This is a genomic window from Parviterribacter multiflagellatus (assembly GCF_056863265.1).
The window spans coordinates 281,981-295,556 of sequence record NZ_JBXPIZ010000001.1; the positions used below are offsets into that span (position 1 = coordinate 281,981).

Consider the following 13,576-nt stretch of genomic DNA (forward strand, 5'->3'; position numbering starts at 1 on the left):
TCCACTCTGGTTTAAACTCGGACGGGTGATCGACGAGGACGTCTTCGGAGGCGCCGTGCTCCACCGCATGCCGCGCCAGGCGCGGTCGCGCGAGAAGGTCGAGCAGGCGCTGGCGGCGGCCGAGCGGCTGCTCGCGGAGCACGGCCCGGCCGCGCTCACGCTCACGCGCGTGGCGCGCGAGGCCGGCGTCTCGGTCGGCACGCTCCACCAGTACCTGCCCGACCGCGACGCGATCGTCCGCGCGCTCCTCACCCGCTACCACGCGCGGTTCGAGCGGCTGATGGCGGAGATCCTCACGCGCCCCGCCCGGCGCCCCGGCCAGGACGCCGTCGCGGTGCTCGTGGCCGACTTCGCCGAGCTGTACCGCGGCAGCGCCGGCATCCGCGCCCTCGGCCCGCGCGCCGACGCGCGCGACCACAAGGCGCGCATGGTCGCGCTCGTCGAACGCCTCCTCGACGACCGGGGTGTCCCGCGCGCGCAGGCCGTCGCCCGCACCGCCTTCACGGCGGCCGACGCGATCCTCCACGACGCCTTCCGCGACGACCCGGACGGCGATCCGCGGCTCCTCGCCGAGCTCGAGCATCTCCTCCGCGCCTACCTCGGCCTCGTGGGCTGACCGCCGGTCGGGAACTCGGCGGACCGTACGAACTGCGCAAGGTCATGCGGGGAAGTTCGCATGCGCAGCACGGCGTGCGGGCGTAGCGTCCCGTCATGGCAACCGGACAGCGGCACGACGCCCTCCCTCCCGAGACCGTCCCGGCCCTGACGCGCGACCAGGCGATCGCGCTCGCGGACACGCATCTCGCGGACCTGGCGGAGACGCAGCGCCCGCACGTCGCGAGGCTCGAGCGACAGGGCTCGCTGGAGGCCCGGACGACGTGGACGTGGTGGTGGCTGCGGCGCCAGTCGGCGTGGCTGGGCATCGCGCTCGAGGCGACGCGGCGCGCCTATCGCAGCCCGCGGCGCCGACTCGGGCGGTGGTACGCCCACGCGCACGTCATCAGCTGGCGGGCGTCGCTCAACGTCGGCGTGATCGCGGCGCTGCTGATGACGCTGCTGTTCGCCGTCAACGTCGTGTGGGTGCAGATCGGGATCGACCTGTTCGGCGATGCGGAGGGCGCGTTCGGCGCTGAGTCGGGCCCTGGGACGGCCGCCGGCGAGGACGAGAGCGCCGCCAAGAACCGGCTCGAGACGATCTCCGCCGTCGCTGCCGCCGTCACCGGGCTCTCCACCGCCGCCGCGATCGCCCTGCTGTGGAACGACTTCGCCCGCTGGCCGCACGAGGCGCGGAAGATCCGCCGCCGCATCCGCAAGCGCCCGGTCTCGATCCTGCCATCCGCGCCACCGCTCACCCGCCACAGCAAGCGCCTCGAGTCCGACGATCCGCTCGAAGGGCAGCTCATCCCGCGTGACGACCTGTTCGACGAGATCCTGCCGGGGCTGCTGCACCGCACGACCCGACGTGACGTCCAGGTCATCATCGGCGACCCGGGCGCCGGCAAGACGACCGCGCTGATCGGAGCGGCCCGCTTCCTGGCCCGCGTCGGCATGGTGCCGGTCTTCGTCCCCCTCCGCGGCGAGCCCGTCGGGGACGTGCTCGAGCGGGCCGCGGACGCCTTCGACCAGCAGTTCCGCACGCACTCGGCCACGACCGCCGACTCCAAGCCGCTCTGGCGCTGGCTGTGCGCGCGCCGTCGCATCGTCGTGCTGATCGACAACCTCGACCAGGTCGGTGCGGACGGCGAGCGCGGGTACGTGCTGCGGCAGACGCTCGACCGCCTGGCCACGCGGGACTTCGCCGTGATCGCGACCGCCCGGCCCGCCGGCATCCCCGCCGGTGTGGCGGCGTCATCGGTCGACCTCGGCGGGCTCGACCGCAAGTCGGTCGTCACGTACGTGATCGGAGAAGCCGACAAGCTGCCGGAGGCTGAGACCTCGGCGATCTCCGAGCGCGAGCTGTGCCGCTGGATCGACGAGGGGCAGCTCGCCGAGATCCCCTTCTACCTGGAGATCCTCGCGTCGCTGCAGGCCGCAGGGCGCTGCCGCGCGCTGCCGCAGGCTGCCACCCTGCACGACGAGGGCGAGGACTCCGGGCGCCTGCGCCGGCGGCCGGACGGCGGCTGGCAGCTCAACCCGGCGTGGGTGCGGTTCCGCCTGCTCGAGGCGTACTACGAGGGCATCACCGAGGGCAAGGTCCAGGCCGGGCTCGGGCTCGAGCCGGTCGAGCGGTGCAGCAGCCTGGCGCTGCTGGAGGAGGTCGCCCTCGTCGACCTCCGCGCGACGGCGCAGCAGGCAGCGGACCGGGCGGAGGCGATGCGCGACCGGCGCACGGTCGCCGGCGCCGTCCCCGACTCCGGCAGGAGCCGGGCCGACCTGCAGGAGCTCATCGACTCGGACGACCGCCGTGACATGGACAAGGGCCAGCGCCGGCAGGTCTCGCCGCACGAGGCGATCGACACGGGCGAGCGCCTGCGGATCCTCGATCGCGATAACAAGGGGCGCCTCTTCTTCCGCCACCGGATCATGCAGGCCTACCTGGCGGGCCGGCGGCTCGCTCGCTGTGACAAGGACCATCTCCCGACCCAGACGTGGGTCACGACGGTCTGCGAGGAGCTCCTGCATCGCCACAACCCAGAGCGGCTGACCGTGCATATGACGCTCCAGTACGCCGCCCTGCACGCCAGCGACCGCGTGCGCCGCCGGCGGGAGGACGCGGAGACCGACGGAGCGGGGGACGCGGACGTCCGCGCGGTCGCGGGGCTGGTCGCGCTGGTCGCGGTCCGCCAGCTCTGCTCCGCGGCGGCAGACCAGCTTCAGGCCGATCCGGACAGCGCGCGCGGGAACCACTCCGCGGACACGACCGATCCCAGGCAGGCCGGCGACCCCGAGCGGCGTCGCGACCCTGACGGCGCGTTGACGGATCTCACGGCCGCCCTGACGATCGTCCACGCGCTCTGGGAGTCCCGGGACGGCGACGCCGGTGCGACGACGAGCGAGCCTGGCGCCAACCAGATCCTCGAAGCGATCAAGTACGCGGACGGGGCGACGCGGTGGACCAAGCTCAACGCGATCGCCGCGATCGCCGAGCTGCGCGCGCCCAACCGCTGGGACCGGCTGTGGGACTACGCGCGCGACGGCGACTACCGGGTGCGGCGCGCGGCGGCGGAGGAGCTGCAGCGCGACGCCTTCTCGGCCTACCGGAGGCTGCAGAACCTCGTCGAGGGCGTGCTCACCCACGCGGCCGCGCGCAGCGCGCTGAACCTGCCGATCGCCACGCCCGGCAAGAGGCGCGCCGGCGCCGCCGAGGACCGCGCGCCGCTGCGGCCCGTCGACGACGTCGTGGACCTGGGGCCGATCGAGGAGTGGACCGACGAGCACGTCCGCGCGCTCAACGCGCTCGGGTGGGTCCTGCCGGCGATCGTGAGCGGGCTCCGCGAGGACCCGTCGGGCGAGCGCGGTGCGACGACCCCGCGCCACGCGGACGCGGTCCACGACGCGCGCCACGCGCTCGCGGCGCTGGTCACGCTGGCGTTCCAGGGCGGTCAGGGCGACCTCGAGGCATCCGTCGCGCAGGGCTTCAAGGACGACGCGATGCGCCACGCCCAGGACCCCGACCGGCGCGTCGGCGGGCCGGGGTGGGTCGCCAGCAACCGCCGCCTCGTCGCCGAGGTCTGCCTCGAGCACGCCGAGGGCTGGTACGCCCGCATGCTGCTGTACCAGGCGCTCGGGCTCTACGCCATCGCCGGTGCGAACCCGCGGGACACGCACGCGACGTTCACCCGAATGCTCGACGCCGCCCACGAGACGCACCCGTTCGTCGTCCGCGCGGCCCGGCTCGCCCGGCGGGCGGTCGAGCGCAAGCAGGTGGGCAGCTCTCGGTGGGACGGGCAGATCTGGAAGGACGAGGGCATCGCCGTCGCCAAGCGGAGCACGGTCCTGGACGACGTCACCGGGCAGCTCGTGGCCGACGTCACGCTGCTCCTGAACCTCAACGAGCGCAGCCCGGAGGACCGGCAGGTCCAGTTCGGCCACATGCACGACCTGCCGTGGTGCCTGACCCGGAGCCAGGACCGCGAGGAGATCCTCGGTGCGGGATGCCCAGCCTCGTGTGGCTGGGGGCTGTGCCCGTACTCGCGTCCGCCGGTCGACGAGCCCAACGCCCACCGGGGCATCAGCCGGGCGTTCTGCCGCCAGCAGCAGGAGCTGGCGCATCGCAGCCGCCGGGCGCCGTGGCAGCGCCACATCCGCCGGCGCCGGCTCGACCGGTTCTGGCGCGGCATGGAGCGCCGGGCGCGCATGTAGGCGAGGGCCGGCCCGCGCGTCAGTCCCGCTCGCGCCGCCGACGCCGCTCGAGCGCGCGCAGGACCGCGTCAGGTGCCCGGCGGCGCCGCAGCTCCTCCGCGGCGTCGTCGTCACCGAGGACGTCCGCGAGGAGGTCGGCGACCGCGTCGGCGGGGAGCGTGTCGTCCGTCGCGTCCGGCGCGGGCACGCCCGTCCGCGCGGCCTTGGCGCGGTAGAGGCGCGCGTCGGCGGTCGCGATGATCTCGTCCTTCGTCGTGCCGTCGGCCGGGAACGACGCGGCGCCGTAGGACGCGGCGGTGCGGGCGTCGACCGCGTCGACCGCCTCGGCCACGCGCGCGCCGAGCGCCTCCAGCGCGGCCGGGGACGTGTCGGGGGTGAGGATCGCGAACTCGTCGCCACCGACCCGGCAGACGCGGTCGCCGCTGCGGCACGCCGAGTGCAGCGCCGCCGCGACCGCGCGCAGCAGGCGATCCCCGGCCGCGTGGCCCGCCGTGTCGTTGACGCCCTTGAAGCCGTCGAGGTCGAGCACCACGACCCCCGGCCGCGCGGCCCCGCCCGCCGCCAGCGCCGTGTCCAGCTCGGCGTGGAACGCGCGGCGGTTGAGCAGCCCGGTCAGCGGGTCGCTGGTCGCCAGCTCCTGCTGCGCCTCGTACAGCCGCGCGTTGTTGACCGCGATCGCCGCCTGCGCGGCGTAGCCGGCCAGCACCGCGAGGTCGCGCGGGAGGAAGACGTGCCGCCCCGGCGCCCGCGCGACCAGGAGGCCCAGCGGCTCCCCGCGCACGAGCAGCGGCGCCGTGCACAGCGAGCCCGCGTCGCCCGCGCTGTCGATCAGCTGCGGCTCCACCAGCAGGTCCGGCCGCGACGCGACCCACCGCTCCAGCCGCCCCTGCGTCTCCGCGTCGATCGTGTGCGACGCGGACTGCAGCCGCAGCCCGTCGCCGCCGTCGAGCAGCAGCGCGAAGTCGCTGCCGCCGACCGCGGCCCGCGCGTTGGCCGTCACCTTCGCCAGCACCTCGTCCAGCCGCAGCTCCCCGACGACGTCCTGCAGCGAGTCGGTCAACCGCTCGGTCGCGTCGGTCAGATCGGCCAGCTCGGTCTCCAGGTAGCGCTGGCGGCGCATCGTCGAGGACCACGCCTGGCGGCCGACGAGCACGGCGCCCGCGCCGAGCACGACCGCCCCGACCGGCAGCGCGACCGGCGGCACCAAAAGCGCCGCGACCCCGGTCGCAGCGCCCGCCGACACCGTCCACCCGAGCGCGTCGCGCACGAGCGCGGGCCGCCGCTCCCAGCGCGCGACGAACCGGCACTCCGCGGCGCCGTCCGCGACGCACGCCGCGTGCTCGACCTCCGCCGGCGGCAACCCGAACAGCTCCGGCACCGACGACAGGAGTCCGCGGACGTAGTCGCACTCGAGCGTGCTCGCCCGCCCGTGCTCGTCGCGGAACCCGATCTCCACCTCGTCCGCCTCGGACGCGATCACCCACATCGCGTGCGAGCGGCAGAAGCGCCCGTTCGCCCGTGCGACGTTCTTGTAGACCGCCCGCGGCGAGCCCAGCGCCTTGAGCGCGAGCTTCAGCCCCGGGCCGACCTCGACCTCGAGGATCATCCGCCCGATGTCGACCATCGCGCCCGGGTCGCCGAGCACGTCGGTCGCGGCGCGGAAGAGGTCGATCTTCGTCTCGTACGAGAACCAGGCGTCCTCGTCGAGCAGCTCCTCGCGGCGGTCGCTCAGCCCCGCCCGCTCCAGCATCGTGTCGACCGCGCGCCGGCCCGCGTGCCGCTCCACGTGGAGCAGGACGAGGCGGGTCGTCATCCCACTGGCTTCGGCGGCGGAGGGCATCAGGTCGGTAACGGCGTTCGCGGCCCGGAGGTTGAGCCCTGCACGCGCGGACTTGCCGATCCGGCCACACTGGTACGCACCATGAAGCAGCTCGCCTACATCACGCAGGGCCACGCCGAGTACGACCCGCGCCTGCGTGAGCTCCTCGACAGCACGGGGATCGACCCGCACGAGTTCATCGGCCTCGACTACTTCAGCCTCGTGCCGTTCTTCGTGCTCGCGGGCGCCACGGTGTCCTCGGACGCGCACGCCCACGGCAACGACGTCCACGTCACGGGGGCGCGCGTGTCGGTCCCGGAGGAGCTGGAGGAGGCGTTCCTCCACACGCTCCCGCTCATCCTCGCCGAGGCCTACGGCCCCGAGGAGGACGAGGAGTCGTCGAACGGCGCGTAGCGCGGCGCGGCTAGGCCGCCCGCAGGAGCGCGCCCGCGTCGTGCTCGGCGATCTCCGGCTCCGCGCCGTCGCCGTCGAGCACGCACAGCGCCGCCACGTGGCCGGGCGCGGGGTGGAGGTCGAGCAGCGCCGCACGCTCCTCCAGCCCCGGCCGGCCCGCGAAGCCCAGCAGCCGCGCGGGCTCGCGCGGCCCGGTCACCGCGACCGCCGCCGGGTCGACCTTCAGGCCGTCGCGCGTCGCCTTCAGCACGGCCTGCTTGCGCGTCCAGTAGCGCGCGAGCCCGGCCGGGCGGGAGGCGTGGGGGAGCGCGGCGAGCGCCTGCGTCTCGGCCTCCGACAGCACCGGCGGCCCGGCCAGCTCGACGACGCCGGCGCTCCCGTCGAGCTCCTCGACGTCCACGCCGACCGGCGTCTCGCTCACGGCCACCGCGACGATCGCGCCGGTGCGGGCGACCGACAGCTCCGGGCCGCCCGCGACGCGCGGCGGCCCGTGCTGCTCGCCGCACGACGGGCAGGTCCGGTCGATCTCCACGTCGGCGGGCGCGACCCCGCCGAGGCGCGCGGCGAGGACGAGCCGCGTCACCGCGCAGCCCGCGACGAACCGCAGACGGTCGTCGTCGCGGCGGTAGGTCTCCAGGCGTGCTCGTTCGGGGGTGGAGAGCAGCGCCTGGTGCTCGGCGCGGACGTCGCCCGTCCACGCCCACCACACCTGGCAGGACACGCGGTGCAGCGTACGGTACGACGGCGTTTCTCGTACGCCTGACCGAGATAAGTGGGACACCGCCTGCCAGGCACCCGGGGCGGTGGTGAGGTAGCGTCGCGCCCCTTGATCGACGGCCGCCAGGTCCTCTCGCTTCTCTCCCAGCGCGGCCGCCGGCTCTCCGGCACGGCGCTCCTGCACGCCATCCGCGCCGCGCTCATCGTCGTGCTCTTCGTGGCGAACGTGATCGGCGCGCTCGTCGTGTTCGCGCTGCTCGCGCTCGTCCTCCCCGGCACCGACCTGGAGGACGCCAGCACGATCCGGCTGCTCAACGGCGTGCTCGCGGCGATCTACCTCCTGCTCGCGCTGATCGCCGGCCTGCTCGTCGGGCTGGCCTACGCGCGGCCGATCACCGCGTGGCTGCGGGCCGAGCGCGACCCGACCGACGAGGAGCAGCTGCGCGTCCTGCGCGGGCCGCTCGTCGTGCTGGGGATGGAGGCGGCGCTGTGGGCGGTCGCCGCGGCGCTGTTCGGCGGGCTCAACGTCATCTTCGACGGGGAGCTGGCCCTGCGCGTCGCGATCGCGGTGCTGCTCGGCGGCGTCACGACCGCCGCCGTGTCGTACCTGCTCGCCGAGTACGTGCTGCGCCCGGTCGCGGCGCGCGCGCTGGCGATCGGGCCGCCGGAGAAGTCGGCCGTCCCCGGCGTGAGCGTCAAGCTCGCGCTGTCGTGGTCGCTCGGCACCGCCGTCCCCGTCGTCGGGCTCGTGCTCATCGGGATCGAGGCGCTGGCCGACCAGGACGCGTCGGCCGACGAGCTGGCGCTGACGATGCTCGTGCTGGGCTCGGTCGCGCTGATCGTCGGGCTGCTCGCCAACGCGGTCGCGATCCGCGCGGTGTCCGGCCCGGTGCGGTCGGTGCGCGACGCGCTGAAGGAGGTCGAGCGCGGCGACCTGGACGTCGAGGTGCGCGTGGACGACGGCTCGGAGCTGGGTCGCATGCAGGCCGGCGTCAACCGGATGGTGCGCGGGCTCCGCGAGCGCGAGGAGCTGCGCGACCTGTTCGGCCGCCACGTCGGCGAGGACGTCGCGCGCGCGGCGCTCGACCGCGGCGTCGAGCTGGGCGGCGAGCAGCGCGACGTCGCGGTGCTGTTCGTGGACGTGATCGGCTCGACCGAGCTGGCATCGCGGCGGCCGCCGGAGGAGGTCGTCGAGCTGCTCAACGCGTTCTTCGGCGTCGTCGTCGCGGTGGTCGACGAGCACGGCGGCTGGATCAACAAGTTCGAGGGCGACGCGGCGCTGGCGATCTTCGGCGCGCCGGCCCCGCTGGAGGACCGCGACACGTGCGCGCTGGCGGCCGCCCGCGTGATGGGGGAGCGGCTGCGCGACGAGGTGCAGGGGCTCGAGGCCGGCGTCGGCGTCTCGGTCGGCGCGGCGGTCGCGGGCAACATCGGTGCCACCGCGCGGTTCGAGTACACGGTGATCGGCGATCCGGTCAACGAGGCGGCCCGGCTCACCGAGGTCGCGAAGGAGAAGCCGGCGCGCGTCGTGGCGGCCGCGCGGCTCCTCGACGGCGCGTCCGACGACGAGCGTGCGCGGTGGGTCGTGGACGGGAGCGTCGAGCTGCGCGGGCGGCCCGAGCCGACGGACATCGCGGTGCCCGCGCGCGGGTAGGCGCGGCTAGCGCCGAAGCTGCTTGATCTTCACACCCTCCGCGCTGCACGCGATCAGCTCGGCGAGGCGGCGGGCGCGGGTTTCCTCGCGCTTGGCGGAGACGACGAGGTGGATCGCGGTGCGCTGGTAGGACGGCGCCTGCGCGGTGAACCAGGCGTACGCGTCGGCGTGCGCCTCGAACTCCGCCTGCTGCTCCGCTGTGAGCGCCGCCGGCGCGTCGCGCTCGTGCGAGTAGACGCCGCTGCGGTCCTCCTTGCGCGCCGCGAACGCCGCCTCGCCGGCCGGGTGCATCCGGCCCTCCGCGCGCAGCGCCTCGACGCGCGCGACGTTGCGCTTGCTCCAGATCGAGCCCTTGCGCCGCGGCGTGATGCGGATCTGGCGCCGCTCGTCGTCGATCTTCCGCCCCTGCCCGTCGATCCACCCGAAGCACAGCACCTCGTCGACCAGCTGCTCCCACGTGAGCGTCGGCCTGCCGGTGTGCTTCTTGTACATGCCGACGATCAGCTCGTCGCGGGTCGCGTGGTGCTCGGCGAGCCACGCGCGCAGCTCCTCCGGGGTGGTGAAGAACGTGGGCTCCATCGGGCGGGCAGTGTGCCGCACGTCGCATAGCCGCGCCACCCGCCGGGGAGGTTCCGCGGCACGATGACGCCCGACGACCTGCACAGCGCGATCCAGCGCTTCGTGGACGAGACCGTGCTCCCCAGCGTCGCGGAGTGGGACCGCGCGGACGACCTGCCCGCGTGGGCGCTGGGGCGGCTCGTGGAGCTCGGCCTGTCCGGCGCGATGGTGCCCGCCGAGTACGGCGGCCGCGCGTACGGTGTGAGCGACCTGGTGCCGGCGTGGCGGACGCTGTCGCAGGGGTGGATCTCGCTGACCGGCGCGGTGAACCCGACGGGCCTGGCCACCGCACTGCTGGTGCGTCACGGCACCGAGCAGCAGCGGCAGCGCTGGCTGCCGGGGATCGCGGCGGGGCAGGTGCTCGCGTCGTTCTCGATCACCGAGCCGCAGGCGGGGAGCGACCTCGGGCGGCTCGAGACGTCCGGGCGGCGGCTCGACGGGGCGCCCGCTGGGGTCGTGCTCGACGGCGAGAAGCGGTGGGTCGCCGGCGGGGCGTCGTCGGACGTGGTGTTCCTGATGGCGGGCGTCGAGGGCTCGGACAGGCCGTCGTGCGTGGTGCTGCCGGCGGAGGGTCGCGGCTCGTCCTCGTGGGAGGTCGCCGAGCTCGACAAGGTCGGCTACCGCGGCGTCGAGAGCGCGGCGTACGTCTTCGACGGGTTCGTGTCCGAGGGCGCGGAGATCCTCGGCGGCGACGACTGCATCGGCAGCGGCGCGCGGCAGATGCTCGACGCGCTCGACGTCGGGCGGGTGAACGTGGCGTGCCGCGCGCTCGGCATCCTCGACCGCTGCCTGGCGTGCGCGATCGACGAGTCGACCGGGCGCGAGATCGGCGCCGGCGTGCTCGGCGACCACACCCACGCGCAGCTGCGGGTGGGGGAGCTGATCGTGCGCCGCGACGCGGCGGCCGCGCTGGTCGAGCGCGCGGCGGCCGCGGTGGACGCGCGGTCGTCGGACGCCAGGGAGTTGTCCACCGCGGCGAAGGTCTTCTGCTCGGACGCGGCCGTCGCGGCGGTCGACGCCGCGGCGCGCCTGGCCGCCAGCCGCTCCTACGCGGCCGGCGACGAGCTCGCCCGGCTGCGCCGCGACGCGCCCCAGACGCAGATCGGGGAAGGGGCGAACGACGCGCTGCTGATGGCGCTCGCCCGCCCGGCCCTGGCGCGGTAGGCGCGCTACGTGCAGGTCGCGGTCGGCTCCCCGGACATCCGGTGGCGCTTGGCGGCGACGGCGGCGCCGAACATCTGCACGCCGGCGATCGTGGCCTGGTCCTCCCGCAGCGCGAGCACGCGGTAGGTCTCCTCGTGGGTGGTCTCCGTACCGGTCATCGGGTCCATCATCGTCCCGCTGACGGTGACCGAGAACCGGGGGAACGCGGTGGCGGTCTTCTCCATGGCGCGGGAGCCTCGCGGGTGGCGGCGGCCACGCCCATCACCAGCCGGTCGGACGTTCGGCGGGTGCGGTTGGCCACGATGTCCTAGTCGGCGACCTCGATCAGGCGCGGCGAGTCGGTCAGCGGGAGCTGGATCGTGACCTGGTCGGTCCCGCGCGCGACGATCGCCGCCGGCGTGGTCTCGCCGGTGAGCGGGTCGTATGCGCTGACGCTCGCCGTGCGCGCGTCGACGCCGCCGAACGTGAGGCGGAAGTCGGCCGGGGCGAGCTCGGTCGCGACGTTGCGGGTCATGACGTAGGCCGGGATCACGAAGCGGTGGTCGCTCGCCTGGAAGGGGAACGCGGCCACGACGTCGCGGTCGAACAGCGGCGGCGTGCTCGCCGTGCCGCCGCCCGGGTGCTGGACGCGCGTGCCGCGGTCGGCGATCGCCTCGAGCGTCAGCGTCCGCTTGGTCGCCGGCGTCCCGGTGCCGGTGCGCTCCACCAGCCGGGAGAGCGCGCCCATCGTCAGGCCCGCGTCGGCGGGGTTGCCGGTCGTGAAGAACCGCGGGTCGATCAGCCCGAACTGGTCGCCGCGCGCCGCGTAGAAGTCGACGACGCTGACGCCCTTCGACACGAAGCTGACGAGCGTGCGGAGCGCGGACTTGGCCTGCATCCGGCGCGTCTGCTCGGCGCTCTGGCCGATGTAGCCGGGATCCATGTTCGTCTCGGTGACCCAGATCTCGGGGTTCGCGGCGCGGCCGTGCGGCGTGCCGTAGACGTCGGTCGTGAGCGGCGAGACGTCGCGGATCAGGTGCTCGGTCTGGATCGCGTTGAGGTAGTACTCGGGGAAGTAGCTCGTGTAGCTCGGGGTGAGGTCGGTCAGCGCGCCGAGCGCGTCGAGCGCCAGGCACGGGAGGCTCGCGCCGCCCGCGCCGCCGAACTCGTAGCGCGGGCCGGCGTACGGGTGCTTGGAGAGGGCGGTCAGGCCTTGCGGGCTGGTGCTGCCGGCGGGGAAGGGGGTCTGGCTCGCGAAGCCGTTCGTGATGCCGACGCCGGTGAGCTCGGCCTTGGCCCGCACGTGCTCCACCGTCCGGCGCAGGATCGCGTCGGTCACGTCGCCGGTGCCCGCGAGGTGCTGCGGGACGGGGTCGTAGTAGGCGGCGGGGGAGAGGAAGCTCGAGCCGAACGAGAGCTCGTTCCAGATCTCGATGTCGAACTCGTCGCCGATCGCCTGCCGGAGCGTCGTCGTCACCGCGTCGACGTACGCGAGCCAGCCGGTGAGCGTGCGCTCGAACGCGGCGGTGCTCGGCGCGCCGAACGGCTCGTAGCGGAGCGTGACGGCGTCGTGGGCGCCTGAGGCGAGGGCGCGGGGGAGCGGCTTGGAGAGCGTCGCGACGCCGGTGTCCGAGACGCTCGTCACCAGCACCTCGGGCGCCATGCCGCCGCCGACGAAGCCGGTGAGGCCGGGGTCGACGCTCTGGCCCGGCGCCAGCACCACCGTCCGCGCGCCGGCGGGCGCGGGGGCGGCGAGGGTGAGCGTGTGCTTGCGCAGCGGCCCGGGCGCGCCCTCGTTGGCGTTGAGGAGCACGAGCGGCCGGAGCCCGCGCTGGTGGAGCTCCTTGGCCGCCGTGGCGAGCCCGTTCGCGTCGCGGAGCCTGGTCGGGTCCGCGAAGTCCATCGCGTCCCAGCCGACCTCCGCCCGCGCGCGGGTGAACCCGGCCTGCGCGAGGAGGTCCGCCGTCGGCGTCCACTCGTGTGGCGCGACGTTGAGGTTGATGCCGAGCGCGCCGGAGAGGGCGGACGCGGGGCGCGTGTCGAGGTACGCGCGCCACGGCTGCAGCCAGTGGGAGCGCTGGCAGAACCCGAGCGCGGTCTGCTGCCGGGGGTCGATGGGGTCGGCGAGGGTGTGCCAGCCCGCCGCGGCGTCGTCGCCGGTCGTGGCCGTGTCGCCGCTCGCGCCCGCGTCACCGCCCGTGCCCGCGGCCGCGCTCGTGTCACCACCGCCGCTCGTGGTCGCGCCCGCGCTGCCGCCGCTCGCCGCCGTGCCGCCGCTGCTCGCCGCCGCCGGCCCGGCCGGCCTCGCCGCGCCCGTGCTCTTGCGCCCCGCCAGCGCACGCACGCCGAACGGCCGCGCCGCGTTGCCCGCCGCGTCGCGCACCCCGCGGCCCGCCAGCGCGACCGCGACCGGCGCGCCTCCCGCGGCCCGCAGCATCACGCGGCTCCCGCGCACCGTCACCGATGTGCGGAGCGTCGCGGAGGAACCGCGCAGCGACAGCCCCGAGATCGTGCCGCGCAGGGGCTCGGACCACGTCAGCGTGACCGTCCGCCCGCGCACGGCGGCCCGCACCAGCACGGGCGCGGCGCCGTCGCGCGGCCGCACCCGCAGCCCGCCGGCACGCACGACCGGACGGCGCGCGGTGTCGACCTTCCCCTCGCGCACGTCGACGACCTGCGACCCCACGCGGACGGCGTCGACGCGCCCGTCGCCGTCGCGGTCGAGCGTCACCCCGAGCGGCGCCGCGTCCGCCGGCGCGCTGAGGCCGGCGCAGAGCACCAGAAGGCAGTACATCGGGGGCCAACGGAACCACATCTTCCCGGTGATCGGCACTGACGGCGGATCACGAAGGGGATGCCCGGGAGCGCGCGGGACGAGCGGCGGAAGTTGCCGAAAGTTCCCGCGCCGT

The 13,576-nt window shown here is 75.1% G+C and carries 10 protein-coding genes; 5 read left to right on the top strand and 5 right to left on the bottom strand.

The genetic code is table 11. From position 1 onward, the window contains the following. Positions 1 to 25: 25 nt before the first annotated feature. Together AC1UE5_RS01280 and AC1UE5_RS01285 are read left to right on the top strand one after the other, a co-directional pair. Positions 26 to 616 (top strand): TetR family transcriptional regulator, encoded by a 591-nt coding sequence (locus tag AC1UE5_RS01280; protein ID WP_482920246.1) that lies wholly within the window; start codon positions 26 to 28, stop codon positions 614 to 616. A gap of 95 nt (positions 617 to 711) precedes the next feature. Beyond that, a complete protein-coding gene (locus AC1UE5_RS01285; RefSeq protein WP_482920247.1) occupies positions 712 to 4,302 on the top strand; it encodes an NACHT domain-containing protein in 3,591 nt (1,196 codons plus the stop codon). Positions 4,303 to 4,321: 19 nt separating this feature from the next. Here AC1UE5_RS01285 and AC1UE5_RS01290 read toward each other — a convergent pair whose 3' ends face one another. Further along, the gene (locus tag AC1UE5_RS01290) at positions 4,322 to 6,115 is read right to left on the bottom strand and encodes a diguanylate cyclase domain-containing protein (protein ID WP_482920248.1); all 1,794 of its coding nucleotides are present in this window, start codon (positions 6,113 to 6,115) and stop codon (positions 4,322 to 4,324) included. A 108-nt stretch (positions 6,116 to 6,223) separates the two neighbouring features. Between AC1UE5_RS01290 and AC1UE5_RS01295 the strand changes: the two genes are divergently transcribed. Then, a complete protein-coding gene (locus tag AC1UE5_RS01295; protein ID WP_482920249.1) occupies positions 6,224 to 6,535 on the top strand; it encodes a hypothetical protein in 312 nt (103 codons plus the stop codon). A 10-nt stretch (positions 6,536 to 6,545) separates the two neighbouring features. On the opposite strand, the gene AC1UE5_RS01300 is transcribed toward AC1UE5_RS01295, so the two are convergent. Beyond that, positions 6,546 to 7,256 carry a 4'-phosphopantetheinyl transferase family protein gene (locus tag AC1UE5_RS01300; RefSeq protein ID WP_482920250.1) on the bottom strand — a complete coding sequence of 237 codons (711 nt, stop codon included), beginning with the start codon at positions 7,254 to 7,256 and terminating at the stop codon, positions 6,546 to 6,548. A gap of 105 nt (positions 7,257 to 7,361) precedes the next feature. On the opposite strand from AC1UE5_RS01300, the gene AC1UE5_RS01305 reads away from it, so the two are divergent. Continuing rightward, a complete protein-coding gene (locus AC1UE5_RS01305) occupies positions 7,362 to 8,906 on the top strand; it encodes an adenylate/guanylate cyclase domain-containing protein (RefSeq protein ID WP_482920251.1) in 1,545 nt (514 codons plus the stop codon). A 6-nt stretch (positions 8,907 to 8,912) separates the two neighbouring features. Here AC1UE5_RS01305 and AC1UE5_RS01310 read toward each other — a convergent pair whose 3' ends face one another. Then, the gene (locus AC1UE5_RS01310; RefSeq protein ID WP_482920252.1) at positions 8,913 to 9,485 is read right to left on the bottom strand and encodes a YdeI/OmpD-associated family protein; all 573 of its coding nucleotides are present in this window, start codon (positions 9,483 to 9,485) and stop codon (positions 8,913 to 8,915) included. Positions 9,486 to 9,548: 63 nt separating this feature from the next. Here AC1UE5_RS01310 and AC1UE5_RS01315 point away from each other — a divergent pair, with 63 nt between their 5' ends. Then, positions 9,549 to 10,688 carry an acyl-CoA dehydrogenase family protein gene (locus tag AC1UE5_RS01315; protein WP_482920253.1) on the top strand — a complete coding sequence of 380 codons (1,140 nt, stop codon included), beginning with the start codon at positions 9,549 to 9,551 and terminating at the stop codon, positions 10,686 to 10,688. A gap of 5 nt (positions 10,689 to 10,693) precedes the next feature. Here AC1UE5_RS01315 and AC1UE5_RS01320 read toward each other — a convergent pair whose 3' ends face one another. Together AC1UE5_RS01320 and AC1UE5_RS01325 are read right to left on the bottom strand one after the other, a co-directional pair. Then, positions 10,694 to 10,912 carry a hypothetical protein gene (locus AC1UE5_RS01320; RefSeq protein ID WP_482920254.1) on the bottom strand — a complete coding sequence of 73 codons (219 nt, stop codon included), beginning with the start codon at positions 10,910 to 10,912 and terminating at the stop codon, positions 10,694 to 10,696. A gap of 83 nt (positions 10,913 to 10,995) precedes the next feature. Continuing rightward, complete coding sequence (locus AC1UE5_RS01325; protein ID WP_482920255.1) at positions 10,996 to 13,446, bottom strand: hypothetical protein; 2,451 nt, start codon at positions 13,444 to 13,446, stop codon at positions 10,996 to 10,998. Positions 13,447 to 13,576 lie beyond the last annotated feature (130 nt).